The following is a 23,963-nucleotide window of genomic DNA, read 5'->3' on the forward strand; positions in this document are numbered from 1 at the left end:
GTCACTCCTCAAAGTCAGCCGGGCGCAGGGGCGCCCGGAGGATGGTGAACGTGCGGGTGATGTCGAACCCCGTCTTCAGGTACAGCTGCCCGGCCGCGGACTTCTCGCCGGTCCACAGGAACCAGGCAGAGTGGGCGCCGGCGGCAACCATCCGCTCGAGCGTCAGGTGCAGCAGCACCTTCCCGAGACCGGTGCCGCGCGAGGCCGGCAGTACGCCGAACGGCCCGAAGCGGTCGATCACCCCTTCATAGGTGCCATGCATCGCCCAGCCGAGGATCGCCCCGCCGGGGTTGCGCGCCACCACGATGCGCTCCAATGGCAGACCGGAGACGACGCCCTCGCGGATCGCGCGCGCCCAGTCCGGGTTGAACTCCGCGCCGGCGATCGTGATCAGCGCGGTCAGCTCGTCATCGGTTGGTATACCAAAGCTGTAGCCCTCGGCGGTCAGGGCATCGATCCGCTTCCGGACCTCGTCCGGAATGGCATACCCGACCAGGCCGCGGTCCATCGCGACCGCGTCGTACTGCCGCTCGAACCCCAGGCCGGCCAGCAGCCGGGCGGCAGCCGGATAGCGCACGCTGTCGAGGCCGGGGAGGAAGTAGTTCGGCGTGTACGACGAGAAGAAGACGTCGGACCGCCCGTGCGACCGCAGCCAATCCATTGCCGCTGTCAACAACAGGCGACCGACACCGCGCCGCCGGTACTCCGGATGCACGAAGAAGAACGGGATCCAGCCGGCCGTAGGCTCGAGGTCGTCGGCGTCGACCGCGATCAGCCGCCGCACCGCGTACGCCGCGCCGACGATCTGGTCATCCACCACGGCCACCTGCAGACCGGCCGCGTCGAAGTTGCGGTCGAGCAGGAACAAGTCGCGGAACCGCTGATAGGAGATCGGGTCGGCAGGCGCCGCGGCGGTCCAGCCGTCGGCGAGAGCCGGCCCGTCGCCGACCTGGAACGACCGAACCGTCACACCGGAGGGCGGCGTCGAGCCGGAGGCTGTCATCGGGCAGTCCCTTCGTAGAGCAGTACGTCAGGTCGCACCCAGCCGGAAGGCGTGGTTGCCGCGGGCAAGAGATCGACCGGGTCGTCGCCGGCCTCGAGCGCCTTGCGCAACGAGTCCGAGCCCCACAGCCGGTCCAGCGACGGCAGCATCCCGAAACTGTCCGGATACAGCTCGTTCAGCACCCGAAGCATCACCAGCGCGGTCCGCACCGGCTCGAACGCGTCCCGATCGACGACATGAAGCTGTAGGCCGGACGCCGCCTGGCCCGCGTACTTGCTGAACACCGGCTCGAACCACGTCCGCCGGAAGATCACGCCAGGCAACGCGCAGTCAGACAGCGCCGGCACGAGCCGATCGTCGACGTACGGCGCCCCGATGGTCTCGAACGGCCGCGTCGTACCGCGGCCCTCGCTGAGATTCGTGCCCTCGAACAGGCCCGTCCCGGGGTATACCAAAGCTGTGTCCGGCGTCGGCATGTTCGGCGACGGCGGGACCCATGGCATACCGGTCCCCCACGAGTCGGGCGTCCAGCCGTCGACCGGGATGACCGTTGCCTCACCCAACTGTCGCGCGAGCTCGCCGACGGTCAGCCCGTGCCGCAACGGAATCGGCGCCCGCCCGATGAAGCTCTCGAACCCCGGCTGCAGCACCGGTCCCTCGACCCGGACACCGCCGAGCGGGTTCGGCCGGTCGAGGACGACAAATGGCATGCCAAGCCGAGCGGCCGCCTGCTGGCAGTCGTACATCGTCCAGATGTAGGTGTAGAACCGCGTCCCGATGTCCTGGATGTCGAACAGCAGCACATCGACGCCGGAGAACAGGTCGTCGAGCTCCCGCCCGTGCCGCAGGTAGGTGTCGAAGACCGGCAACCCGGTATCGGGATCGACACCCTCGCCTTCACTCGCACCCGCTTGCGCCGTACCCCGGAGGCCGTGCTCGGGACCGAACAACGCCGTCAACGGCAGACCGGCTGCACGCAACGCGACCGAGGTCGGCGTGAGATCCGGCAGTACGCCGGTGAAGTTCGTGATCAGTCCCAGGCGCCCGTCGGGCACCAGCCCCCGGTCCTCGGCCAGACGCTGCGCGCCGGTCCGGACCACCATCGCCGCCACCACCAAACCCAGATCATGGATCCTGCAGGAACTGGGTTGAAAACTTACCGATGATGTCAGGCGGAGGTCAATGGATTACGGACAAACGTTTACCAACGTCAGCCGAGGAACGGCGTGAGCGCTGCCAGGAAGTCGTCGAGCCGCTCGGCGTGGACCCAGTGACCTGCCTCCGGGACCTCGGCGTACTGGACCTGCGGGAAGTAGGCGGCGATCGTCTCGCGATGGTCCTGCTGCACGTAGTCGGACTTCCCGCCGAAGATGAACAGCGTCGGCCCGTCGTACACGAGCCCGGCAGCCTCCGCGGGCCAGCCCGAGATCGCCGGCAACGCGGCCTCGATCACCGGCAGGTTCGGCCGCCACCGCGCACCATCGGCATCCAGGATCAAGTTCTGCAGCAGGAACGCACGCGTCCCCGGCGTAGGTACGGCAGACACCAACTGCGCGTCCACCTCGGCGCGACGGCTCACCGACGACAGATCGGCGTTCCGCATCGCCTGCGCGTACTCGACGAAGGCCGGCGGATAGACGACCGGAGCCGCATCAACCACAACCAGCCGCTCGACCACCTGCGGGTACACCAGCGCAGTCAGCATCGCGGTCTTGCCACCCATCGAGTGCCCGACCAGCGCGACCGGCCCGACCCCGAGCGACTCGATCGTCTCGCGGACGTCGGCGGCCATCTCCGGGTAGCTCATCGTGTCGACGTGCGGCGAGGTCCCGTGGTTGCGCAGGTCGAACGCGAACACGCGGTGCTTGTCCGCGAGACGGCGCGCTGCAGTCATCCAGTTCCGACCCGAGCCGAACAGCCCGTGCATCACGACGACCGGCGTACCGGCGTCGCCGTAAGACGTGACCGGAAGCTTCATACAGACACCTTTCAACGGCTCCGTTGCCAGCAGGCCGTGTGCCAGTGGCGCCGCTCGTCCAGCGACTGCGCACCGCCGATCGCACCGAGCAGGCTGGGGTTCTCCGGCCAGACGACGACATGTGGGGTGGCCGGCAGGATCTGCTGGTCGCAGCCCGGGCAGCGGTACGACTTCGCGGACGCGGAGCCGGACACCCGCCGCACGTTCCACTCGCCGTCGGCCTTCGCCTCACGGCTCTGGGTACCACCGAGCAGCGGCCGGTCACTGACCGGCCGCTGCCACTTGGAAGGCCTTCTGCGCGACATAGCCCCTCAAGGCTAGTCGTATGACCTAGCTCACCCTCACGAAGAGCCACGCGCGACCGAGTACGCCGCACACCCGATCAGCTCCATCGAGACCTGCAGCCGCTCGAGGCTGACGTTCTTCGCGATCGTGTCCTCGGGCGAGTGGTACGGCGGTTCGAGGTACGACGGCGCAATCTCACCCCGCCACGAGAAGTTGGCCGACGCGATCCCGACCTCCTGGAAGGACTGGTGATCGGACGCGCCACGCTCGACCGGTCCGACCAGTTGCGCGTCGTATCCGAGCCGTTGACCGGCGGCCCGCACCGCGTCGGTCGCGGTGTTCGCGAGACCGGTGAACGACAGCAGCCAATAGGTGACTGCCGGGTCCCAACTGGTCGCGACCATGTCGTTCTGGAAGACGGCCAGATGGCGGTCGCGTTGCTCCTGTGGCAGCTGCGCAACGTGGTACCGCGAGCCGATCAGACCCTGCTCCTCCGATCCCCACAGCGAGAACCGCAGGGTCGCGCTCGTGGGGATCCGGCTGAAGACCCGCGCGAGCTCCATCGTGAGTACGGTGCCCGAGCCGTCGTCGTTCGCACCCGGCGCACCGATCACCGAGTCGTAGTGGGCGCTCACCGACACGATCGGCCCGGCGGCGCCGGACTTGCCGCGGCGCTCGCCGATCACGTTGTTCGACATCAGGCCGCGGTGGGCGGCCGTACTGATCCGCAGTGGCAGCGAGGTGACGACCGCGAGCGCCTCGCGGATCAACCGCTTCTGCACCTGAGCGACACCGATCACCGGGATCGGCGCGCCGGTCAGACCGCTCGGTGAGAACGCCGACGCGCGCCGCGGGTACACCTGGTCGGCAGGCAGCAGGATCACGCCGACCGCACCCCGCGCAGCAGCCTCCGCGACAAACGTCGGCCGAGCCGCGGCGGTGTCGTCCGCGATGACGATCGTTCCCGCGACCTCGGCAGGCCAGACGGGCGCAGTGGCAGGGCCGACGTCGCGCACCGGACCTTCGACGGTGACGTCCAGCTTGCCGCCCGGGGCAGCGCCGGCCTGCCAGCACAGGTCGTCCGGCAGCATCCCGCGGACGTCGGTGATCTGGGCAAGGAACTTGTCCGCCACCGGGAACGGTTCGAGCCTGGTGCGGTAGCCGAACTTGTCGAGCTGTCCCGCGATGTAGTCGGCCGCGCGCTTCTCGCTCGGCGTCCCGCCGATGCGCGGGCCGATGCGTTCCGACAACACCTGTAGGTGCTGCAGGGCACGGTCGGAGGACAGTCCCGACACGATCTGCCGGTCGTACTTGTCCAGCTTCGGCCGGGTCACCGCCCCCGGCCGAAGGTCGTCGGCACCCCATGCGGGTGCGACCGGTACGGCGGTTGCGGCGGCAACGCCGGCAATGAGCAATCCACGGCGACTCAGACCGGATCGATCGGATCTGTCGGTCATGAAGGTCTCCTCACGCAGGTGGGCGGCCCCGAGAAGCCAGACCGTAACCCACCTGCGACTGAGTCGCCTAGAGGTTCCTGGCGATTGCTAGGCATTGGCACGAAGTTGCTCGCCGACCTCGTGCATATGGCGCAACCCCATTCGGTACGAATCGATCAAACCCGTTGAAATGTAGGGCATTCCGATGCGTTCGCAGTACCCGCGCACGATCGGCTGGGCGAACCGGAGATTGGCTCGCGGCATGCTCGGGAACAGGTGGTGCTCGATCTGGTAGTTGAGTCCGCCCATCATCCAGTCGGTGACCAGACTGCCGTTCACGTTGCGGGACGTGAGTACCTGCTTCTCTAGGTGGCCCCAGTTGCTGTCGTCGTCGGGCATCTCCATGCCCTTGTGGTTCGGCGCGAACACGCTGCCGAGGTGCAGCCCGAACACCATGTGGTGCACCAGCGCGAACACCAGCGCCTGCGCCGGCGACATGATCAGGAACAGCGCGGTCAGGTACAGCACCACATGCGCGGCCATCAGACCCAGCTCGAGCCGATGCGTACGGCGACGCGCCAGCAGGAAGCGGATGCTCGACACCTTGAGGTTGAAACCCTCGAGCGTGAGCAGCGGGAAGAAGACCTTCGCCTGGTTGCGGGTCAGCCAGCCCTCCAGACCCTTGCGGCCCTCGGCCTGCTGGAGCGTCCAGACGAACACGCCCTCGCCGACGTCCGGGTCCTTGTCGGTGTGGTTCGGGTTGGCGTGGTGGCGGTTGTGCTTGTCGTTCCACCAGGCGTAGCTCATCCCGAGTACGACGTTGCCGTGCAGCATCCCGATCCAGTCGTGCAGCTTGCGCGAGCTGGCGATCTGCTGGTGACCGGCGTCGTGCCCGAAGAACGCCGCCCGGGTGGTCAGGATGCCCAGCGGGAGGGCGAGCAGCACGACCCACCACGAGGCGCCGACCGCGGCGATCGCCGCCCAGGTCAGGGCCATCAGGGCCACGTTGATCCCGATCGCCATCGCGTACGCCGCCGTACGGCGCTCCAGCAGCCCGGCGGCCTTGATCTCCCGGAGCAGGGGTGCGAAATCGCTACCCTTGGTCCCTGTCATGGGAATTGTCGCTGTCATGGCTCCAGCCTTGTCGCCCGAGCGGCCGCGCACACGAGTGCTACTACCCGGAGTGACCGGGGAGCTGGAGCCCGGGACAGAGTGGGGATAACTCCACTGCTGCTCGCCTCACCCTCGGTCATGATGGAGGCATGACTACCGTGGCCACCACCGAGGCGCCGCCGATGCGGTACCCCAAGCTCGCGCAGCCGTGGATCGCGCTCTTCCTCGCGATCCTGGCGGAGCTGGGGATCGCCCTGTTCGTGCTCAGCGTGGTTTCCGTGCCGCTGATCGCGGTGTGGGTCGGGATCCCGCTGCTGCTGGTGGTCGTCCCGGCCGCCCGGTGGTTCGCGAACTGCCACCGCACGATCCTGGCCGGCTTCCTCGGCGAGCGGATCCCGCGGCCGTACAAGAAGCCGCCGATGCCCGGCATGCTGATGCGGCTGCGGACCATCCTCACCGACCCGCAGACCTGGCGGGACATCATCTGGCTGCTCGTGAACGCCGTACTCGGGTTCACTCTGTGTCTGCTGAGCGCCGTCCTGTTCCTGGCCACACTGTTCTATCTGGTCTACCCGCTGCTCGTCGGCGTGACGCCGGAGGGCGTATTCACCGAGCCGTTCGGCGGGCTGCTGACCGTGAACTTCTGGACCAGCTTCCTGCTGATGCCGGTCGCGCTGATCGCGTTCCTGATCTGGCAGGCCGCCGGCGAGCGGCTGCTGAAGGCGAACGCGTTCCTGGCCCGCTCGCTGCTCGGCCCGACCGAGAGCGCGAAGCTGGCGATGCGGGTCCGCGAGCTGGCCGAGTCCCGTGCGGAGACCGTCGACACCCAGGCGGCCGAGCTGCGCCGGATCGAGCGCGACCTGCACGACGGCGCCCAGGCCCGCCTGGCCGCGCTGAGCATGAACCTCGGGATGGCCGAGGAGATGGTCGCCCGCGACCCGGCCCAGGCGGCTGCCCTGCTGACCGAGGCCCGCGAGTCGGCGAGTACGGCGCTGTCCGAGCTGCGCGACCTGGTCCGCGGGATCCACCCGCCGGTGCTGGCCGACCGCGGTCTGGATGGCGCGGTCAAGGCGCTGGCGATGTCCTGCCCGTTCAAGGTCGACGTCACGTACGACGTACCTGGCCGGCCGCCCGCGCCGGTCGAGTCCGCGGCGTACTTCGCGGTCGCCGAATGCCTCGCGAACGCGGTCAAGTACTCGGCCGCGACCACTGCGTGGATCCAGATCACCCACGAGGACGAGAAGCTGCACATGATCGTCGGCGACGACGGCATCGGCGGTGCCGTGGTCAGGCCCGGTGGGGGTCTGTACGGTATCGAGCGGCGGCTGGCCGCCTTCGACGGTACGTTGACCGTGGTGAGCCCGAGCGCCGGGCCGACCACCGTGATCATGGAGCTGCCTTGCGAGTCCTCATCGCTGAAGACCACGCCCTCCTCCGGGACGGCCTGATCCGCCTGCTGGAGGCGCACGACTTCGAGGTCGTGGAGGCGGTCGACAACGGACCCCGGCTGGTGCCCGCACTCGTGGAGCACCGGCCGGACGTTGCCGTGGTCGACGTCCGGTTGCCACCGACCTTCACCGACGAGGGTCTGAAGGCGGCGATCGAGGCCCGCAGCCAGGTCCCCGGCCTGCCGATCCTGGTGCTCTCGCAGTACGTCGAGCAGCTGTACGCGCGCGAGCTTCTCACCGGCGGTGGCGGCGGCGTCGGGTACCTGCTCAAGGACCGGGTGTCGAACGTCGCCGAGTTCCTGGACGCGGTCCGCCGGGTCGCGGCCGGCGGTACTGCGATGGACCCGGACGTGATCGGTCAGCTGCTCGCGCGCAACACCCGCGACGAACCGATCGGCCGGCTCACGCCCCGCGAGTCCGAGGTCCTGGGCCTGATGGCCGAAGGACGCTCCAACGCCGCGATCGCGAGCGCGCTCTTCGTCACCGAGAAAGCGGTCAGCAAGCACACCAACAACATCTTCGCCAAGCTCGACCTGCCCCCGTCCGAGGACGACAACCGCCGCGTGATCGCGGTCCTCACCTACCTGTCGTCCCGCTGACCCGGCTCAGGAACTCCCTGGTCCGCACCTCGCGGGGTGCGTCCAGGACCTGGGCGGGTGGGCCGACTTCGAGCGGGCGGCCGTGGTGGAGGAAGCAGACCCGGTCGGCGACGTCGCGGGCGAAGGCCATCTCGTGCGTGCAGACGAGCATCGTCATGCCTTCGGACTTGAGTTCGCGGAGCAGGTCCAGGACCTCGCCGACGAGCTCGGGGTCGAGCGCCGACGTGACCTCGTCGAGCAGCATCAGCTGGGGTGAGTTCACCATCGCGCGCGCGATCGCGGCCCGCTGCTGCTGACCGCCGGACAGCTCGTCCGGCTTCGCCACGGCCTTGTCGGCGAGCCCGACCCGCTCCAGCATCTCCAGCGCCCGTGCCCGCGCGACCTCGCGCCGTACGCCGTGCACCCGGATCGGCGCGAGCGTGATGTTGTCGAGCACGCTCAGATGCGGGAACAGGTTGTACGCCTGGAACACGATCCCGATCCCCGACCGCACCTTGTCCGCGTCGACCCGCGGATCGGTGATGTCGACGCCGGCCAGCTCGACCACGCCGTCGTCGACCGTCTCGAGCAGGTTCACGCATCGCAACAACGTCGACTTCCCGGACCCGGAGGCGCCGATCAGTACGACGCACTCCCCCGCGTCGACATCCAGATCGAACCCGTCGAGCACGACGTTCTCGCCGTACACCTTCCGGACTCCGCGCAACGACAACAGGCTCATACCAGACCACCTCCCCCGCCGTACCAGCCTTGGCGGCGGGCGACGTAGTCGGTCAATCGCGTCAGCGGGATCGTCAGCGCGACGAACAGCAGACCGGCCACGACGTACGGCGTGAAGTTGAAGTCCTCGGCCGTCTCGAGCTGGGCGGCCCGGATCGCGTCGATCACACCGAGGACGGCGATCAGGCCGGAATCCTTCTGCAGGCTGACGAAATCGTTCAGCAGCGGCGGCAGGACGCGGCGTACGGCCTGCGGGAGTACGACGAAGCGAAGTGTCTGGCGATACGTCAGGCCGAGCGAGCGCGCTGCCGCCCGCTGCGACGGGTGCACCGACTCGATGCCGGCGCGGAAGACCTCAGCGACGTACGACGAGTAGGTCAGGACCAGCGCCGCGCCGCCCCAGATCACTGCCTGGTTCGGCAACCCGCGCAGTTGCAGGGCCGGTACGCCGAAGCCGAGCAGGAAGATCACCAGCAGCAGCGGGAGTCCGCGGAAGATGTCCGTATAGGCGGCCGCGAACACCCGCAGCGGGAAGAAGATCGGGCCGCGCAAGGTCCGCATGATCGCCAGCGTCATGCCGAAGATCACGATGAGTACGGCGCAGCTCAGCATCACCCGGATGTTCAGCCAGAGACCCTGGGCAACGACCGGGAGCGCCTCCCAGCCGCGGTGGACGTCGAAGAACGTCTCCCGGACCCGCGGCCAGCCCGGGGTGGAACCGATGCCGATGGCAACCAGCGCGAGCAGGACCACCGAGCTGGCGACCGCGATCAGCGTCGATCGCCGGGCTCGGCCGCGCCGGTACGCGATCCGCTCACGCTGCAACTCGGACGGTTGCCACGTACTCACGAGAGCTCGGGAGCGCCGGACTGGGTCAGGTACTGCTTCTGCAGGTTGGCCAGGGTGCCGTCGGACTTGAGCGCGTCGACCGCCTGCGTGACGCAGCCGGTCAGCTTCGAGCCCTTCTCGAGCACGAACCCGAACTGCTCGGTAGTCCCAGTCGACGGCAGCTGACCGACGATCTTGCCGTTGTCGAGCTGCGCCGCGGTCATGTAGAACGCGGTCGGCAGGTCGACCACGATGCCGTCGATCTGCTTGTTCTTCAGCGCCTGCACGGCCAGGTCGTTGGTGTCGAACACGGCAGGGGTCTGCTTCGGCTTCACCTGGTCGCGCAGCGCGGTGTAGCTCGTCGTACCGACCTGGGCGCCGAGCTTCGCGTCGACCAGTTCGGCGACCGACTTCGCGTTCGCGATCTTGCTGCCCGCGGTCGTGATCACGGTCTGCCGGACGTCGTAGTACCCGGACGAGAAGTCGACGGCCTTGCGCCGGTCCTCCGAGATCGAGACCTGGTTCACGTCCAGGTCGAACGTCTTCGGTCCGGGCGCGAACGCGGTGTTGAACTGCACCGTCTTCCACTTCACCTCAGCCTGCTCGAAGCCGAGCTTCTTCGCCACCGCGTAGGTGACAGCCGACTCGTACCCCTTGCCGTTGCTCGGGTCGTTGTTGCTGAACCACGGCTCGTACGCCGGTTTGTCGGTGCCGACCGTCAGCGCGCCGGCCGTCTTCACCGCCAGCTTGTCCTTCGCACAGGCATCCGCCCCGGACGGCGTCGAGGACCCAGACGACGAGTTGTCCTCCGGCGCACACGCCCCGAGCCCCACGACAGCCAGCACCGCCAGCCCCACCACTGCACGCGTTCTCATGCGGAGAAGCCTAAGACCTCTTGCGGTAAGCAGTGGGGCTCGATCCGGTGTGTAGACGGAAGCGTGTCGAAAAGTAGAGCGGGTCCGCATAGCCGACCTCGGCGGCGACGGACGCGACCGAGCGGCCCGTCAGTTCGAGCAGACGGGCCGCGGCGTCGAGGCGGCGGCGTTCGACGAACTGTTGCGGGCTGACGCCGAGCTGGTCGCGGAACAGGTGGGCGAAGCGGGAGACCGACAGGTTCACCGCTCGCGCGAGCCGCGGGATGTCGAGGTCGGCGGTCAGATCCTGGTCGACGAGCTCGATCGCGCGGAGCAGACGGTCGTCGATCTGGACGGCCTTCGGGTTCTGGGTGTCGCACCACAGCAGCGCCGCTTCGAGCGAGTTTGCGCTCAGCTGCTCGGCCTGCGGGAGCACGCTGCGCTGATGGCGTACGGCGTCGCGGAGATGGTCCGCGATCCGGTCGAAGGTGGGGCCGGCCGGCTGCAGCTGAACGATGCCAGGAGCAACTTCCGGCCAGTCGAGCAGCGGGAGCCAGTCGGGCTTCGGGTTCATGTGCGCGTACAGGAAGTGCCACCGGTCGCCGACTGTGGCGTAGTCGTGCAGCGTGCCGGGGCGGACCAGCGTGACACTGCCCGGAACGGCGGCGACATGACCGAATCGTCCCTGGCCGTCGAGGGTCTGGACCAGCAGCCAGTCCGTCGTACCCCGGCGCCGGTACGTCGCGTAGTCAGGGCCTTCCTCGAACTCACCGGTCGCCACCCGGCGCACGACCGGGATCGGCGAGTCAGCAGGATCTCGAAGGTTCACAGCTCATTAGCGTATCGTCGGCAAGCGCTCGCCGTCGCACCCTGGAGACATGACAGTGCATATGCCACGCCTCCGGCGCGGCGGGTCATGGGGCTGTAACTCCCGGCCTTCCCTCGTCGCTCCGGTCGCTTCGCTCCCTCCGCTCCTCAGTCCAGGCCGGGAGGCCCCATGACCGTCGTCGACATCTACCAGCGGGACGGCATCGTCCAGGTTCCCCAGTTGCTCGATTCCGCTGAGGTCGAGCGGATCAAGACCGTGTTCATGGAGCAGGTCGCCGTCGATCATTCGCTCGCGATCGACGACGGCGTACCGGCGGACGACCCGCTGGCGAAGTATCCGCGGTTCGTGCACCCGCACCGGCGGACCGACGTCGAGGCCGGGCGGCTCTCGCTCGAGTTGATGCTGGACAGCCGGATCCTCGATGTCGTCCAGGCGCTGATCGGGCCTGCACTGGGTGCCCAGTCGATGTTCTACTTCAAGCCCCCGGGCGCCCGCGGGCAGGCGCTGCACCAGGACAACACGTTCCTGCGCGCCGATCCGGAGACCTGTCTGGCGGCGTGGATCGCGGTCGACGACGTCGACGAGGAGAACGGCGGGCTCGCCGTCGTGCCCGGCTCGCACAAGACCGAACTGGTCTGCCCGGAGCCTGCCGACCTCACCGAGTCGTTCACCACGGTCGAGGTCCCGGTGCCGGACGGCCTCAGCAAGGTGCAGACCAAGATGAAGGCCGGCGACGTGCTGTTCTTCCACGGCAGTGTGGTGCACGGATCGCGTCCGAACAGCACCGACGACCGCTTCCGGCGTTCGCTGATCTTCCACTACATCCCGGAGGACAGCGTCGAGATCGCCGCCTTCTACAACCCGCTCGTCAAACTCGACCGCCGCGAAACAGTCCTCCCCGAAGCCATCGGCGGCGGCCCATGCGGCGACTACGCCGAAATGGAGCCGTAGCAGGTCAGCGGTCGAGGGTATGTCCCGAGCCCGGCCGGCGGGACCCGGGGCTGTGGGCGCCGTCCGGCCGCGGTGGTGCGGTGATTCCCCTCGGCGGACCGACGCCGGACGAAGCGGCATGGTGGGCGATCCGGGCGTCGATCCGGCTCTGCGTGCCCGCCTGGCGACCGTGGTCCGCAGGTGCGGCCCGCGCCACCTCCCGCTGCATCGCTTCACTGACCGCGTCGCGGACCGGCTCGGCCACCTCGGGCTCGTGCCGCAGCAGCCCCATCGCGGTCTGCCGGAAGTGCTCCCGCTCGGCCGGCGTCGGCGGACGCTCGCGCTCGTCGATGATCGCCTGCCGCGCACCGGGCTCGCGCTCCATCGTCCCGTCCGGCAACCGGTGGTTCTCGAACAGCACGTTCCCGTCCCGGTCCACGACATAGATGTCGTCGACGTACGCCTCCGACTCCAGCGCATGTGCAGCGTCCGGCACGCCGCGGTAGGCCTGATCATGCAGCCGTGGCTCCACCCAACGGCCGATCCCGTTGGCGTCGACGGCCTCCTGGTAACGGTCCGCGACGCCGAGCAGGCTGTTCGCGTCGTTGGTCGCGATGTAGACGACCGCGACGCGATACCCCTCGTTGGCCAGGCCGTCCACCCACGGCCTGGCCCCCTGGTCCCACGACAGCGGCGCACTCGCGACCAGGTCGTACTGCGTCTCGCCCGTGGTCAGGTGGTCGACGCAGCGCCGATGCAGATCCGGCGGCAGGTGTTCGTGGACGTCCCGATGCGCGTCGATCCGCCCCTTGCTGAGGATCGCGGCGTACCGCGGATGCGCGACGGCGTTGTCGTCGAAGTCGTACGAGGCCGTGGTGAACTCGCCGAGCGCCCGATGCACGAGTCGCTGAGTGGTCGACTTGCCGGCGCCGGGCTGGCCGCCGATCAGGACTGCCATCGGGCGCATCCCCGGTGCCCGCGACGGCGGGAACGGCGGAGTGATCTGGTTGAGTCGCCGGGCGGTGACCTCGGCAGCCTCGGCCGGAGTCAGCGCGAGGGCGTTCATTCCCCGAGGTCGGCCCGGAGCCGAGCCAGGATGTCCGGGTACGTGCGCAGGACCTCCTGACGCTCCTCGGGCGACATCGATTCCTGGCGGCGGAACTCTTCGTCGTAGTAGGCTCGTTGCGCGACCAGCTCGGCGCGGCGTGCGTCGTCGGTCTCCAGGTGGACCAGCGAGTTGTAACGCGTCGCCACACCTTGGATCAGGTTTCGGACGCGCTCGCGTTCTTTGCGCTCCTCGTGGCTCAGCGGCGGGATGAACTCACCACCGAGAGCCTCGGTGATGTGCTTGTTCGGTTCGTCCGGCATGCACGCAGCGTAGCGTGGGATCAGCTCGCGTAGTCGCGGAAGCCGCGTCCGGTCTTGCGGCCGAGGTAGCCGGCCGTGACCAGGTGCTCGAGCAGCGGGGCCGGGGCGAAGCCGGGCTCGCGGAACTCCAGGTACAAGGTGCGCTGGATCGCGAGTGCGACGTCCAGGCCGACCACGTCGAGGAGGGCGAACGGGCCCATCGGGAGGCGGCAGCCGAGCTTCATCGCGGCGTCGATGTCGTCGACGCCGGCGTAGTGGGCCTCGAGCATCCGGACCGCGTCGTTCAGGTACGGGAACAGCAGCGCGTTGACGATGAAGCCGGCCCGGTCGCCGCAGCGCACCGGGTGCTTGCCTGCGGCAACGGCCACGGCAGCGACCGTGTCGGCGACCTCGGGTGCGGTGCTGACCGTGCTGACGACCTCGACCAGCTGCATCACCGGCGCGGGGTTGAAGAAGTGCAGACCGACCACGTCGGACGGCCGCTTGGTCGCCATCGCAAGGTCGATCACCGGCAGCGAGGACGTCGTGGTCGCCAGGATCGCGCCCGGCTTGCAGATCTCGTCGAACGTCTCGAACAGCGCCTGCTTGACGCTGAGCTCCTCGACCACGGCCTCGACCACCAGGTCGACGGACGCGAGCTCGTCGAGCTTCGCCGTACCGGTGACCCGGCGCAGCGCGGCGTCGCGCTCCTCCGAGGACAGCTTGCCGCGCTGGACGCCCTTCTCCAGCGAGCGTTCCAGCGCCGCCCGGACGCGGTCCACCTTTTCGGTGCCGCGGGCAACATAGAGGACGTCGTACCCGGCCTTGGCGCAGACCTCGACGATCCCGACCGCCATCGTGCCGGAGCCGACCACGCCGACCTGCTTGATCGCGCGGACGGCCGGCGCACCGCCGGCGGTCGACGGGGTGTGCTCGTCGTCCACCACGACCGGCGAGTCCGGACCTTCATAGGTGTAGAAGCCGCGTCCGGTCTTCCGGCCGAGCAGTCCGGCGGTGACCATCTGCTTGAGGATCGGCGCCGGCGCGTGCAGCCGGTTGCGGCCCTGCTTGTACATCGTGTCGAGGATCTCGTACGCCGTGTCGAGCCCGATCAGGTCGAGCAGCGCCAGCGGACCCATCGGGTACCCGCAGCCGAGCCGCATCGCCGCGTCGACGTCCTCACGCGTGGCGTACCGCGACTCGACCATCGAGACGGCGTGGTTCAGGTAGCCGAACAGCAGCGCGTTGGCGATGAAACCGGCCCGGTCGGCGGCGACCACCGGGACCTTGTCGAGCCGGCGGGCCAGCGCCTGGACGTCGTCGACCACGTCCGGCTCGGTGACGACGGTCTTGATCACCTCGACGAACTCCTGCACCGGCGCCGGGTTGAAGAAGTGCATGCCGACGACGCGGCGCGGGCGCTGGGTGGCGACGGAGATCTCGGTGACCGACAACGACGACGTGTTGGTGGCCAGGATCGCGTCCTCGCCGACGATCTTGTCCAGCGCGGCGAAGATCTCGCGCTTCAGCTCGAGCCGCTCGACGACGGCCTCGATCACCAGGTCGCAGTCGGCCAGCGCCTCCATCGAGGTGGCGAACGTGACCCGGTCGAACAGCGCCTGCTGGTCCTCGACCGACAGCTTGCCGCGCTTCACGGCCCGGTCGGTCGAGTGCTGGATGTGGCCGCGGCCGCGCTCGGCGGCCTCCTCGTCACGCTCGACGCCGACCACCGTCAGCCCGTTGCGCGCGAACACCTCGGCGATCCCGGCGCCCATCGTGCCGAGACCCACCACACCCACAGTCGTCAATTCCCGAGCCATGCTCTGCACTATGCCAGTCCGGCTGGTGGTCCGCCCATGAGTTGCATCACCGGGGAGGCCAACCTCACACGTTCTCGTCGTACACGACCGGCGTCTCCGTCCAGCCGTCCAGCAACCAGAGCGGATCCGGCGCCGCCAGCAGCGCCGCCGCGATCGGCCGCGGCCGCAGATCCAGCCCGGCCAGCTCGGGCAGCGGCAGCCAGACCGCGCGGTAGCTCCCGCGCTCGGACTCGGCCGGGCTCGCCAGCTCCGGACCGTCGCCGGTGCCGAACTCGCCGCCGATCACGTCCGCGCAGAAGTAGTGCTGCGTGCTGTCGCCGAAGTGCACGACCGCGACGACGCTGCGGATCTTCACCAGCAGCCCGAGCTCCTCGTAGATCTCGCGGCGGGCCGTCTCGGCCGGGCTCTCCCCGTCCTCGACCTGGCCGCCGGGCAGAACGTAGTACGTCTTCCCGTCCCGGACGCGCTCGATCGCCGCGATCCCGTCCTCGGTGAGCAGTACGACGCCGGCCCGGATCATGCGCGCGTCGCCAGCACGTAGAACCACATCCCGAACTTGCCCTCGCCGCGTTCCAGCCCCTGCACTGTCCAGCCGGTGCTCTTCAGCAGCTCGCGCAACGCATCCTCCTGCCAGAGGACGAAGTGCCGAGGCAGATCCAGGTTGCGGTCGGACCATTCCTCGCCCTTGCCTTCGCGGGTCGCGAACGCCAGCACCGGGGCCGATCGCGCCGCCTTGCGCAGTACCTGGGCCAGGTCGGGACGGTCGAAGTGCAGGAACACCGCGTCGGCGAAGACCGCGTCGTACGGTCCGCCGAAGTCGTCGGTGATCGCGTTCAACCGGTCGACGGCGTACCCGTCGGCCCGCATCATGTCGATGAACGCCTGGGTCGCATCGGTCCGGCGTACGACGAAGCCGCGGCGTTCGAGCTCGAGAGCGTCGCGCCCGGTCCCGCTGCCGAGCTCGAGCACGCGACCGCCGGGCTGAACCAGCTCGGCGAGCAGATCGATCAGCTCGTGGTTCGGCTCGAGCGGGATCGAGTCGCGGAACTTCTCCGCCGCCTGCTCGTACGCCGACAACGTCACCTCGTTGTCGGTCGCCACCCGGGTCCAGCCGTCGCCGGTGTGCTCGACGGTTGCCGGAAGCTTGAGGCCGAGATCCACGCCGAGCACGACGACCGTCTCGCCGCGATGCAGGTCCGCGATCGCCTGCAGCTCCTCGTCCGGCCGCTGCGTCAGCTCCGGTACGACGGTCAGCCGAACGCCGAGCCGCTCCGCGAGCCGCGATCCCGCGGCCGCCTCGAACGTGCCGGCGTACACCTGGGCGACCCGCTCACCGACCGCCGCCTCCTGGACATCACCGGGCAGCAGCAGAATGCGGGCGGGACACATGAGATTCACGCATCCACCCTCCCACTCCGGATGGTCAGTGCACTACGGTGCTTTCTCGTGCGCTTGGTGATTGCTACTTGTTCTGTCGACTACTCGGGGCGGCTGACGGCTCATCTGCCGATGGCGCCGCGGCTGCTGATGGTGAAGGCGGACGGGTCCGTGCTGATCCACGCCGACGGCGGGTCGTACAAACCGCTGAACTGGATGTCGCCGCCGTGCAAGCTGACCGAGGAAGAGGGGGTCTGGAGCGTCACCAACAAGGCTGGTGAGGAGCTCCGGATCACGCTCGAGGAGGTGCACAGCGACACCTCGTACGAGCTCGGTACCGACCCCGGCCTGATCAAGGACGGCGTCGAGGCGCACCTGCAGGAACTGCTCGCGGAGCACGTCCAGACCTTCGGCGAGGGCTGGACGCTGGTACGCCGCGAGTACCCGACCGCGATCGGCCCGGTCGACCTGCTCTGCCGCGACGCCGACGGCAAACACGTCGCGGTCGAGATCAAACGCCGCGGCGAGATCGACGGCGTCGAACAACTCACGCGGTACGTCGAACTCCTCAACCGCGACCCGCTGCTCGCCCCGGTCCGCGGCATCTTCGCCGCCCAACTCATCAAACCCCAGGCCCAGTTCCTCGCCACCGACCGCGGCCTCGAATGCGTCACCGTCGACTACGACGCCCTCCGCGGCATGGAATCCGACGTCCTCCGACTGTTCTAGATCCTGACAAATCAGAGAATTTGCCCGATTTCGGGCAGAAGCTTTGCGCTGACCCCGGAAAGACTGCATGGTTGACGGGTGATCAGTGAGGCGGCGGCTGTGGAGCCGGTCGACGAGTTGGCCGATCAGGTCAGCCGGACGACCGGACTGTCGGCGGATGTCGCGCGGCGCGTGGTCGCCGACGTACTGGCCTATTTCACCGAGACGACCGAGGAGTACGTCCGCCGCCGGCACCGTGAGTTGCAGACCTACGGCGCCCGCAACGACGAGATCTTCGCGCGTCTCGGCACCGAGCTCCGGCACTGGCCGGTCCGCTCACCCGAACTCTCCGCCCGCCAGCTGCGACGGATCGTCTACGGCTGACGCGGGACCGAACCCATACGAAAGGCACCCACTACATGTGCGGAATCGTCGGGTACGTCGGCACCAAGCCGGCCGCGCCCATCCTGGTGGACGGACTGGCCCGGCTCGAGTACCGGGGCTACGACTCGGCGGGTGTCGCCGTACTGGGGTCCAGCGAGCTGAAGGTGCACAAGGACGCCGGCCGGGTCCGTGAGCTGGAGGCGTCGCTGCCCAAGCGGTTCGGCGGCAAGCTCGGCATCGGCCACACCCGCTGGGCCACCCACGGCGGTCCGAGCAAGGACAACGCGCACCCGCATGCCAGCGGCAACGAGCGGATCGCCGTCGTGCACAACGGCATCTTCGACAACGCCGGCGCGCTGCGCACGCAGCTCGAGGACGCGGGCGTCAAGCTCCGCTCCGAGACCGACACCGAGGTCCTGGCCCACCTGATCGAGCAGTCCGAGGGCGCCACCCTCGAGGACAAGGTGATGGCCGCGCTGCGCCGGATCGAGGGCACCTACGGCATCGCCGTCATCGACCTGGACTTCCCGGACCGGATCGTCGTCGCCCGCAACGGCAGCCCGCTGATCCTCGGCATCGGCGACGGCGAGATGCACGTCGCCTCCGACGCGGCCGCGCTGATCCGCTACACCCGCCAGGTCGTGTACTTGGACGACGGCGAGATGGCTACCGTCCGCGCCGACGGGTACCGCACCTTCACGCAGGACGCGGCGCCGACCACCAAGACCGCCAAGACGGTCGAGTGGGAGGCCGACGAGTACGAGCGCGGCCTGCACGAGCACTTCATGATGAAGGAGATCCACGAGCAGCCGGACGCGGTCGGCCGGGCCATGCGCGGCCGCCTCGACGAGCGGTTCCACACCGTGCACCTCGGCGGTCTGAACATGGACGCCCGCGAGGCGCGTGAGATCAAGCGGGTCAAGATCCTCGGCTGCGGTTCGGCGTACTACGCGGGTCAGATGGGCGCGCAGTTCATCGAGGAGGTCGCGCGGATCCCCGCCGACGCCGAGCCCGCGTCGGAGTTCCGGTACCGCAACCCGGTCGTCGAGCGGGACACGCTGTACGTCGCCGTGTCGCAGTCCGGTGAAACGCTGGACACGCTGGTCGCCGTACAGGAGCTGAAGCGCAAGGGCGGTCGTGTGATCGGCCTGGTGAACGCGGTCGGCTCGAGCATCGCCCGCGAGGTCGACGGCGGTGTGTACCTGCACGCCGGCCCGGAGGTCTCGGTCGCGTCGACGAAGGCGCTGACGAACATGGCGGTCGGGTTCGCGATGCTCGGCATCCACCTCGGCCGGATCCGCGACGTCTCCCCCGCCGACGGCCGGCGACTGATCGACGGCCTGAAGAAGCTGCCGGAGGACATCGCCGCGATCGTCGCGCAGGAAGAGGAGCTGGCCAAGATCGCCGGCCGGCTCGCGCAGCACGAGTCGCTCTTCTTCGTCGGCCGGACCCGCGGGTACCCGGTCGCGCGTGAGGGCGCGCAGAAGCTGAAGGAGATCTCGTACCGGCACGCGGAGGCGTACCAGACCTCCGAGCTGAAGCACGGTCCGCTCGCGCTGATCTCGCCGGATGTTCCGAGCGTCGCGATCGTCCCCGACGACGAGTTGCTCGACCGCAACATCGGCGCCCTGCACGAGATCGGGGCGCGCTCGGGTCCGCTGTACGTCGTCACGCATCCCGGCGTCGACGTACCGGACGGGGTCGCGGCGAAGATCGTCGTACCGAAGAACGAGCCCGAACTGGACCCGATCCTGCTGACGATCCCGCTGCAGATCATCGCGTACTACGCAGCCGTTGCCCTCGGCCACGACGTCGACAAGCCCCGCAACCTGGCCAAGTCCGTCACCGTCGAATAGCACCAACGGCCCCCACCATCTGGTGGGGGCCGTTCCTCTTTTCAGAGGTGCTGGGTCGGTTGTGCCGCACGACGGGTTGTTGCGGCGCCTGTTCGTTCGCCGTCGGTGCTGTGGACGGCGCCTCCGGTTCCCGGTCTGGCCAAGCCGCCCAGGGCGCGGTCCGCGGCGCTCGCGGCCTCCGCGCGCCTGTCTGCCTCGTTGAAGGTGCCGGTCAGCTGCTGTCCGGCGCGCGTGCGTTCGGCGCCGAGGCCGCGGTACGGGTGGAGGCCGAATTCGTTGACGAAGCGTTTGCAGACCTCGACGCCGCGGACCGAGTTCCCGGCCGCATCCAGCCGCGGCGAGAACGTCACCACCGCCAGCCGCCTGGACGGCACCACCATCATCACGTTGCCGGACACACCGCTCTTGGCCGGCAACCCGACCTGGTCGGAGAACTTCCCGGAGTCGTTGTACATCCCGCTGTGCCCCATCACGGACAACACGCGCCCAGCAGTCTCCTGCGAGAACACCCGCTCACCGGAGTACGGCGCGATGCCGCCGTTCGCGAGCGTCGCGCCCGCCGCGGCCAACCCCTGCGCATCCACCTCCAGCGAGCAGATCTGGAAATAGAAATCGGCCGTCCGCGCCGCGCCGTCCTCACCCGGCTCGGCCTTCAGCATGTCGGCGGCCTTCATCAGACTCGCCAGCCCGCGGTTCCCGTCGCCGGTCGCCTTCTCGGCCAGGTACGTCTCCTGGTCGAACCCCGGCGCCCGGCCCATCATCGCCGTCCAGGTCTCCCGCACCGTCCGGAACCGGTCGCTGGTCTGCTTGCCGTGATCAACCAACGCGAGCGTCGCCATCGCGCCCGCGTTGATCATCGGGTTGTGCGGCCGCCGCCCCTCGCCGAGCGACAACCGGTAGTCGTTGAACGTCCCGCCGCTCTGCTCCTGACCGACCCACTGATGGACTTCGGTCGGCCCCACCTGCGAGAGCGCCATCGCATAGTTGAACGGCTTCGACGTCGACTGCACGCTGAACCCCTGGGCGGCATCACCGACCGAGAACATCTGTCCGTCCGCCGTACAGATCGCGATCCCGAACCGCTCCGGATCCGCGTCCCGCAGCGTGGGGATGTAGTCGGCGACGTTCCCGTCCCGGTTCGGCAGCAGGTCGGCGTACATCGCCTCGATGCTCCGTGCGTACTCCCGGAACTCGTCCGGCGGGACGGCCAGCTCGCCGGCCAGAGCCCGGTGCACGATCCCGTCGCCGTGCTCCGCGATCCCGGCGTACTGCCGGAAGTCGATCTCGACCGGCTGGGTGTCGACCCTGACGCCCGACCCGTCACCGATACGCACATCGGCCAGGGCCGCGCGGACGCGTGCGTCATCGGGCTGGATCCCCGCCTGTCCCAGCTTCGCGAGCAGCTCCCAGGCCCAGATTCGGCCGTTGTCGTCCTTGTCCACCGACGTGAACGTCCGCAGGAGCTCCGACTCCGACACATCCATCGCAACGTCCTTCCCCAGGCAGATGTGGTCACGCGACGACGCTGTCGGCGAAAAGAGCAGCCTCGCCGAATCGTGTTTCCGCGCGAGTCACCTGGTGTTACGGCGACGTCAACCGGGCTCTTGTCGGACAAGTTGGTGACTTGTACGATCACTGGTCATGGATCGCACCCGCCAGGTCAGACTCTCGTCCGTGGTCCTCCCGCTGGATCAGCCGATCAGCGACGCGAAGGTGCTGACCGGGCGGCAGCGGCCGATGACCGAGATCGTGTTCCTGTTCGCGGAGATCGCGACCGAGCAGGACCAGCACGGGATCGGGTTCAGCTACTCCAAGCGCGCCGGCGGTCCGGCGCAGTACGCGCATGCGAAGGAGATCGCGGCCGGGTTGATCGGCGAGGATCCGTCGGACATCGCGAAGGTGTACGACAAACTGCTGTGGGCCGGTGCATCGGTCGGACGATCCGGGGTTGCGACGCAGGCGATCGCGGCGATCGACATCGCACTCTGGGACCTGAAGGCGAAGCGGGCCGACCTCCCGCTGGCCAAATTGCTCGGCGCGCATCGGGACTCGGTCCGTGCCTACAACACGTCCGGCGGGTTCCTGCACGCGCCGATCGAAGAGGTCAAGGAGCGCGCCTCGAAGTCCCTCGCCGACGGCATCGGCGGGATCAAGATCAAGGTCGGCCAGCCCGACACCCGGATCGATCTCGAACGGGTCCGTGCCGTCCGCGAGCACCTCGGCGACGACGTACCGCTGATGGTCGACGCGAACCAGCAGTGGGACCGCCCGACCGCGCTACGTTTCGGGCGGGTGCTGGAGCAGTTCGACCTGGTCTGGATCGAGGAGCCGCTCGACGCGTACGACGCCGTCGGCCACGCGGAGCTCGCGGCGGCGCTGGACACTCCGATCGCGACCGGCGAGATGTTGTCGAGCGTCGGCGAACACGTCCGGCTGATCGAGGCGCGGGCTGCCGACATCATCCAGCCGGACGCACCACGCATCGGTGGCATCACGCCTTTCCTGAAGCTGGCGACGCTTGCCGACCACAACGGGCTGCAACTGGCTCCGCACTTCGCGATGGAGATTCACCTGCACCTGGCGGCTGCCTATCCGCGCGAGCCCTGGGTCGAGCACTTCGAGTGGCTGAATCCCTTGTTCAACGAGAGGCTGGAGACGGTCGACGGCCGGATGCTCGTGCCGGACCGTCCCGGTCTCGGCTTCACCACCAGCGAGCAGTGCGCGCGATGGACGGTCGACAGCTGCGAGTTCCGATGAGCGGCGGTTTGGCATACCAAATCGTCGAGGAGCTGAAGCAACGAATTCTGAGCGGGGCGATCGCGCCGGGCGAGAAGCTGCCGGGTGAGAACAGCCTGGTCGAGGAGTTCGGAGTCAGCCGGACCGTGGTACGCGAAGCCGTCTCCCGGCTGCAGGCGGCCGGTCTCGTGGAGACGTTCCAGGGCCGGGGTTCCTTCGTACTCGAGGTTCCGGAGCGTACGCCGGGACTGCGCGAGGTGCGATCGCATCGGGACGTGCTGGAGCTGATGGAGTTCCGGATCGGCGTGGAGAGCGAGGCGGCCGCGCTGGCGGCGGGCCGACGGACGGTATACCAGCTGAAAGGGATCGAGCGGGCGCTGGACGACTACCGGCGGATCGGGGACGACCCGGCCCGGTCGGTGGAGGCGGACTTCGCGTTTCACCTGAAGGTAGCGGTTGCCTCAGGCAACCGGTTCTACGGTGACCTGATCGCGGAGCTCGGCCCGATGATGATCATGCTGCCGCGGACGCGACTCGACCCGGCGTACGAGATGTCCGACGCGACCCACGTCAACCGCGTCGCCCTCGAACACGAGAACATCTACGCCGCGATCGCCCGCTCCGACCCCGAGGCAGCCCGTGCCGCAGCACGCGTCCACCTCTCGAACACCCGCCACCGCCTCACCAACGGGCAGTAGTCACGCGGGGCAGTCCGAACCGAGGAGCGAGACCGCTACCGCGTCGGCAGGCATCGTGTCGGGCTTCGGCCGCGGTGTTCATGCACGCCCGAGGTGGATGCGGCGGCGGGTGATACCTTTTGGGAATCATGTTCTCGCTCGATCAGTTGAGCGCGTTTGTCGCCGTCGCCGAGGAGTTGCATTTCGGGCGGGCCGCGGAGCGGCTGAACATGACTCAGCCGCCGCTGAGCCGGCAGGTGCAGAAGCTCGAGCGGGCCGTCGGGGTGCGGCTGCTCGAGCGGGACAACCGCAAGGTCGAGCTGACCGAGGCCGGGCAGGCGTTCCTGGTCGAGGCTCGCCGGCTGCTCGCGCTGGTCGAGACCGCGGGTGATCTCGCGCGGCGCGTCGACCGGGGCGCGGCCGGGACGTTGCGGCTCGGCTTCACCGCGACCTCGGCGATTCGTACTCTCGGCCCGCTGCTGCGCCGGATGTCCGAGGAGCTGCCCGATGTCGACGTGATCCTGCACGAGCGGGTCACGCCCGCGCAGCTCGACGGCCTGCTGCGCGGCGAACTGGATCTCGGCCTCGGGCGACCGCCGTTCGACACCGACGTACTCGAGTCCCGGGTGGTATACCGCGAGCCGCTGTGCGCTGTTGTCCCCGGCAACCATCGCCTCGCCGCAGTCGGCCGGCCACTGACCGCGGAGGACTTCGCCGGTGAGCAGGTGATCAGCTACTCGCCGACGCAGGCGCGCTACTTCCACGAGCTCACGGTGCGGTTCCTCGCCGAGTCGCATCCACGGATCGAGCAGCGGGTCCAGCAGATCCTGACGGTGATCCTGCTCGTCGCCGCCGGGCGCGGCGTCGCGCTCGTGCCGGCATCAGCCCGCAGCCTCGGCGTGGAGGGCGTTGCGTACTGCGAGCTCGACGGCGCCGACGATCCGGTCGAACTGCACGCGATCTGGCGGCGGGACGCGACCGGTCCGGTCCTGCGCCGGGTGCTCACGATGCTCCCAGAGCATCACTAGATCCAAA

General features: G+C 68.8%; 25 protein-coding genes. 9 read left to right on the top strand and 16 right to left on the bottom strand.

Going from position 1 to position 23,963, the window contains the following annotated elements:
- Window position 1: 1 nt before the first annotated feature.
- From OHA10_RS39380 to OHA10_RS39405, 6 genes are all read right to left on the bottom strand, one after another.
- Window positions 2–1,003, bottom strand: coding sequence for a GNAT family N-acetyltransferase (locus OHA10_RS39380; protein ID WP_371403876.1), 1,002 nt, complete (start codon window positions 1,001–1,003; stop codon window positions 2–4).
- Window positions 1,000–2,106 (bottom strand): exo-beta-N-acetylmuramidase NamZ domain-containing protein, encoded by a 1,107-nt coding sequence (locus OHA10_RS39385; protein WP_371403877.1) that lies wholly within the window; start codon window positions 2,104–2,106, stop codon window positions 1,000–1,002. Before OHA10_RS39385 ends, OHA10_RS39380 begins: the two co-directional genes overlap by 4 nt.
- A 107-nt stretch (window positions 2,107–2,213) precedes the next feature.
- On the bottom strand, window positions 2,214–2,981 hold the full coding sequence (locus tag OHA10_RS39390) for an alpha/beta fold hydrolase (RefSeq protein ID WP_371403878.1): 768 nt from the start codon (window positions 2,979–2,981) through the stop codon (window positions 2,214–2,216).
- 11 nt (window positions 2,982–2,992) lie between these two features.
- Complete coding sequence (locus OHA10_RS39395; protein WP_137259442.1) at window positions 2,993–3,286, bottom strand: hypothetical protein; 294 nt, start codon at window positions 3,284–3,286, stop codon at window positions 2,993–2,995.
- Between the two features lie 36 nt (window positions 3,287–3,322).
- Entirely contained in the window at window positions 3,323–4,723 is a 1,401-nt protein-coding gene (locus tag OHA10_RS39400) for a M28 family peptidase (RefSeq protein ID WP_371403879.1), read from the bottom strand.
- A gap of 87 nt (window positions 4,724–4,810) precedes the next feature.
- Window positions 4,811–5,815 (bottom strand): fatty acid desaturase, encoded by a 1,005-nt coding sequence (locus OHA10_RS39405; RefSeq protein ID WP_371403880.1) that lies wholly within the window; start codon window positions 5,813–5,815, stop codon window positions 4,811–4,813.
- A 149-nt stretch (window positions 5,816–5,964) separates the two neighbouring features.
- Between OHA10_RS39405 and OHA10_RS39410 the strand changes: the two genes are divergently transcribed.
- Both OHA10_RS39410 and OHA10_RS39415 read left to right on the top strand, forming a co-directional pair.
- Entirely contained in the window at window positions 5,965–7,263 is a 1,299-nt protein-coding gene (locus tag OHA10_RS39410; RefSeq protein ID WP_371403881.1) for a sensor histidine kinase, read from the top strand.
- The gene (locus tag OHA10_RS39415; protein ID WP_137259446.1) at window positions 7,215–7,862 is read left to right on the top strand and encodes a response regulator transcription factor; all 648 of its coding nucleotides are present in this window, start codon (window positions 7,215–7,217) and stop codon (window positions 7,860–7,862) included. The genes OHA10_RS39410 and OHA10_RS39415 overlap by 49 nt, the downstream gene beginning before the upstream one ends.
- Here OHA10_RS39415 and OHA10_RS39420 read toward each other — a convergent pair.
- Genes OHA10_RS39420 through OHA10_RS39435 form a run of 4 tightly spaced genes read right to left on the bottom strand, consistent with a single transcriptional unit; the run spans window position 7,840 to window position 11,093 of the window.
- Window positions 7,840–8,583, bottom strand: a complete 744-nt coding sequence (locus OHA10_RS39420) for an amino acid ABC transporter ATP-binding protein (protein WP_371403882.1) — start codon at window positions 8,581–8,583, stop codon at window positions 7,840–7,842. The two genes, OHA10_RS39415 and OHA10_RS39420, sit on opposite strands and share 23 nt — an antisense overlap.
- Window positions 8,580–9,431, bottom strand: coding sequence for an amino acid ABC transporter permease (locus tag OHA10_RS39425; protein WP_371403883.1), 852 nt, complete (start codon window positions 9,429–9,431; stop codon window positions 8,580–8,582). The genes OHA10_RS39420 and OHA10_RS39425 overlap by 4 nt, the downstream gene beginning before the upstream one ends.
- On the bottom strand, window positions 9,428–10,285 hold the full coding sequence (locus OHA10_RS39430; protein WP_371403884.1) for an ABC transporter substrate-binding protein: 858 nt from the start codon (window positions 10,283–10,285) through the stop codon (window positions 9,428–9,430). The genes OHA10_RS39425 and OHA10_RS39430 overlap by 4 nt, the downstream gene beginning before the upstream one ends.
- A gap of 10 nt (window positions 10,286–10,295) precedes the next feature.
- Window positions 10,296–11,093: a helix-turn-helix domain-containing protein gene (locus OHA10_RS39435; RefSeq protein ID WP_371403885.1), complete on the bottom strand. Its 798-nt coding sequence runs from the start codon at window positions 11,091–11,093 to the stop codon at window positions 10,296–10,298.
- A gap of 168 nt (window positions 11,094–11,261) precedes the next feature.
- On the opposite strand from OHA10_RS39435, the gene OHA10_RS39440 reads away from it, so the two are divergent.
- A complete protein-coding gene (locus OHA10_RS39440; RefSeq protein WP_371403886.1) occupies window positions 11,262–12,044 on the top strand; it encodes a phytanoyl-CoA dioxygenase family protein in 783 nt (260 codons plus the stop codon).
- Window positions 12,045–12,048: 4 nt separating this feature from the next.
- Here the strand turns inward: OHA10_RS39440 and OHA10_RS39445 are convergent, their stop codons facing one another.
- The 5 genes from OHA10_RS39445 to OHA10_RS39465 form a co-directional block, all read right to left on the bottom strand.
- Window positions 12,049–13,089, bottom strand: a complete 1,041-nt coding sequence (locus OHA10_RS39445; RefSeq protein ID WP_371403887.1) for a zeta toxin family protein — start codon at window positions 13,087–13,089, stop codon at window positions 12,049–12,051.
- Window positions 13,086–13,391 (bottom strand): hypothetical protein, encoded by a 306-nt coding sequence (locus OHA10_RS39450; RefSeq protein WP_371403888.1) that lies wholly within the window; start codon window positions 13,389–13,391, stop codon window positions 13,086–13,088. The genes OHA10_RS39445 and OHA10_RS39450 overlap by 4 nt, the downstream gene beginning before the upstream one ends.
- A gap of 20 nt (window positions 13,392–13,411) precedes the next feature.
- The gene (locus OHA10_RS39455) at window positions 13,412–15,190 is read right to left on the bottom strand and encodes a 3-hydroxyacyl-CoA dehydrogenase family protein (RefSeq protein ID WP_371403889.1); all 1,779 of its coding nucleotides are present in this window, start codon (window positions 15,188–15,190) and stop codon (window positions 13,412–13,414) included.
- 64 nt (window positions 15,191–15,254) lie between these two features.
- Complete coding sequence (locus OHA10_RS39460; protein WP_371403890.1) at window positions 15,255–15,737, bottom strand: NUDIX domain-containing protein; 483 nt, start codon at window positions 15,735–15,737, stop codon at window positions 15,255–15,257.
- On the bottom strand, window positions 15,707–16,579 hold the full coding sequence (locus OHA10_RS39465) for a class I SAM-dependent methyltransferase (RefSeq protein WP_371408043.1): 873 nt from the start codon (window positions 16,577–16,579) through the stop codon (window positions 15,707–15,709). The genes OHA10_RS39460 and OHA10_RS39465 overlap by 31 nt, the downstream gene beginning before the upstream one ends.
- Window positions 16,580–16,636: 57 nt before the next feature.
- Between OHA10_RS39465 and nucS the strand changes: the two genes are divergently transcribed.
- The 3 genes from nucS (at window position 16,637) to glmS (ending at window position 19,515) form a co-directional block, all read left to right on the top strand.
- Window positions 16,637–17,296 carry an endonuclease NucS gene (gene nucS / locus OHA10_RS39470; protein WP_130448766.1) on the top strand — a complete coding sequence of 220 codons (660 nt, stop codon included), beginning with the start codon at window positions 16,637–16,639 and terminating at the stop codon, window positions 17,294–17,296.
- Window positions 17,297–17,377: 81 nt separating this feature from the next.
- Window positions 17,378–17,659, top strand: coding sequence for a hypothetical protein (locus tag OHA10_RS39475; RefSeq protein WP_131292007.1), 282 nt, complete (start codon window positions 17,378–17,380; stop codon window positions 17,657–17,659).
- A 35-nt stretch (window positions 17,660–17,694) separates the two neighbouring features.
- Window positions 17,695–19,515, top strand: a complete 1,821-nt coding sequence (gene glmS, locus OHA10_RS39480) for a glutamine--fructose-6-phosphate transaminase (isomerizing) (protein ID WP_371403891.1) — start codon at window positions 17,695–17,697, stop codon at window positions 19,513–19,515.
- 41 nt (window positions 19,516–19,556) lie between these two features.
- Here glmS and glsA read toward each other — a convergent pair whose 3' ends face one another.
- Complete coding sequence (gene glsA, locus OHA10_RS39485) at window positions 19,557–20,999, bottom strand: glutaminase A (RefSeq protein WP_371403892.1); 1,443 nt, start codon at window positions 20,997–20,999, stop codon at window positions 19,557–19,559.
- A gap of 157 nt (window positions 21,000–21,156) precedes the next feature.
- Here glsA and OHA10_RS39490 point away from each other — a divergent pair, with 157 nt between their 5' ends.
- The 3 genes from OHA10_RS39490 to OHA10_RS39500 all read left to right on the top strand — a co-directional run bounded on the left by OHA10_RS39490 (window position 21,157) and on the right by OHA10_RS39500 (window position 23,956).
- Window positions 21,157–22,272: a mandelate racemase/muconate lactonizing enzyme family protein gene (locus OHA10_RS39490; RefSeq protein WP_371403893.1), complete on the top strand. Its 1,116-nt coding sequence runs from the start codon at window positions 21,157–21,159 to the stop codon at window positions 22,270–22,272.
- An 8-nt stretch (window positions 22,273–22,280) separates the two neighbouring features.
- The gene (locus OHA10_RS39495) at window positions 22,281–22,949 is read left to right on the top strand and encodes a FadR/GntR family transcriptional regulator (RefSeq protein ID WP_371403894.1); all 669 of its coding nucleotides are present in this window, start codon (window positions 22,281–22,283) and stop codon (window positions 22,947–22,949) included.
- A 128-nt stretch (window positions 22,950–23,077) separates the two neighbouring features.
- Window positions 23,078–23,956 carry a LysR substrate-binding domain-containing protein gene (locus OHA10_RS39500; protein WP_371403895.1) on the top strand — a complete coding sequence of 293 codons (879 nt, stop codon included), beginning with the start codon at window positions 23,078–23,080 and terminating at the stop codon, window positions 23,954–23,956.
- The last annotated feature ends 7 nt before the right edge of the window (window positions 23,957–23,963 follow it).

The sequence above is a fragment of the Kribbella sp. NBC_00662 genome, assembly GCF_041430295.1.
Lineage (GTDB): Bacteria > Actinomycetota > Actinomycetes > Propionibacteriales > Kribbellaceae > Kribbella.

Coding starts and splice junctions, on each gene's coding strand:
- OHA10_RS39420 (WP_371403882.1), bottom strand. CDS start 8,583: ATGAGCCTGTTGTCGTTGCGCGGAGTCCGGAAGGTGTACGGCGAGAAC.
- OHA10_RS39500 (WP_371403895.1), top strand. CDS start 23,078: ATGTTCTCGCTCGATCAGTTGAGCGCGTTTGTCGCCGTCGCCGAGGAG.
- OHA10_RS39380 (WP_371403876.1), bottom strand. CDS start 1,003: ATGACAGCCTCCGGCTCGACGCCGCCCTCCGGTGTGACGGTTCGGTCG.
- OHA10_RS39430 (WP_371403884.1), bottom strand. CDS start 10,285: ATGAGAACGCGTGCAGTGGTGGGGCTGGCGGTGCTGGCTGTCGTGGGG.
- OHA10_RS39410 (WP_371403881.1), top strand. CDS start 5,965: ATGACTACCGTGGCCACCACCGAGGCGCCGCCGATGCGGTACCCCAAG.
- OHA10_RS39445 (WP_371403887.1), bottom strand. CDS start 13,089: ATGAACGCCCTCGCGCTGACTCCGGCCGAGGCTGCCGAGGTCACCGCC.
- OHA10_RS39400 (WP_371403879.1), bottom strand. CDS start 4,723: ATGACCGACAGATCCGATCGATCCGGTCTGAGTCGCCGTGGATTGCTC.
- glmS (WP_371403891.1), top strand. CDS start 17,695: ATGTGCGGAATCGTCGGGTACGTCGGCACCAAGCCGGCCGCGCCCATC.
- OHA10_RS39450 (WP_371403888.1), bottom strand. CDS start 13,391: ATGCCGGACGAACCGAACAAGCACATCACCGAGGCTCTCGGTGGTGAG.
- OHA10_RS39405 (WP_371403880.1), bottom strand. CDS start 5,815: ATGACAGGGACCAAGGGTAGCGATTTCGCACCCCTGCTCCGGGAGATC.
- OHA10_RS39455 (WP_371403889.1), bottom strand. CDS start 15,190: ATGGCTCGGGAATTGACGACTGTGGGTGTGGTGGGTCTCGGCACGATG.
- OHA10_RS39490 (WP_371403893.1), top strand. CDS start 21,157: ATGGATCGCACCCGCCAGGTCAGACTCTCGTCCGTGGTCCTCCCGCTG.
- OHA10_RS39440 (WP_371403886.1), top strand. CDS start 11,262: ATGACCGTCGTCGACATCTACCAGCGGGACGGCATCGTCCAGGTTCCC.
- OHA10_RS39395 (WP_137259442.1), bottom strand. CDS start 3,286: ATGTCGCGCAGAAGGCCTTCCAAGTGGCAGCGGCCGGTCAGTGACCGG.
- OHA10_RS39385 (WP_371403877.1), bottom strand. CDS start 2,106: ATGGTGGTCCGGACCGGCGCGCAGCGTCTGGCCGAGGACCGGGGGCTG.
- OHA10_RS39465 (WP_371408043.1), bottom strand. CDS start 16,579: ATGTGTCCCGCCCGCATTCTGCTGCTGCCCGGTGATGTCCAGGAGGCG.
- OHA10_RS39390 (WP_371403878.1), bottom strand. CDS start 2,981: ATGAAGCTTCCGGTCACGTCTTACGGCGACGCCGGTACGCCGGTCGTC.
- glsA (WP_371403892.1), bottom strand. CDS start 20,999: ATGGATGTGTCGGAGTCGGAGCTCCTGCGGACGTTCACGTCGGTGGAC.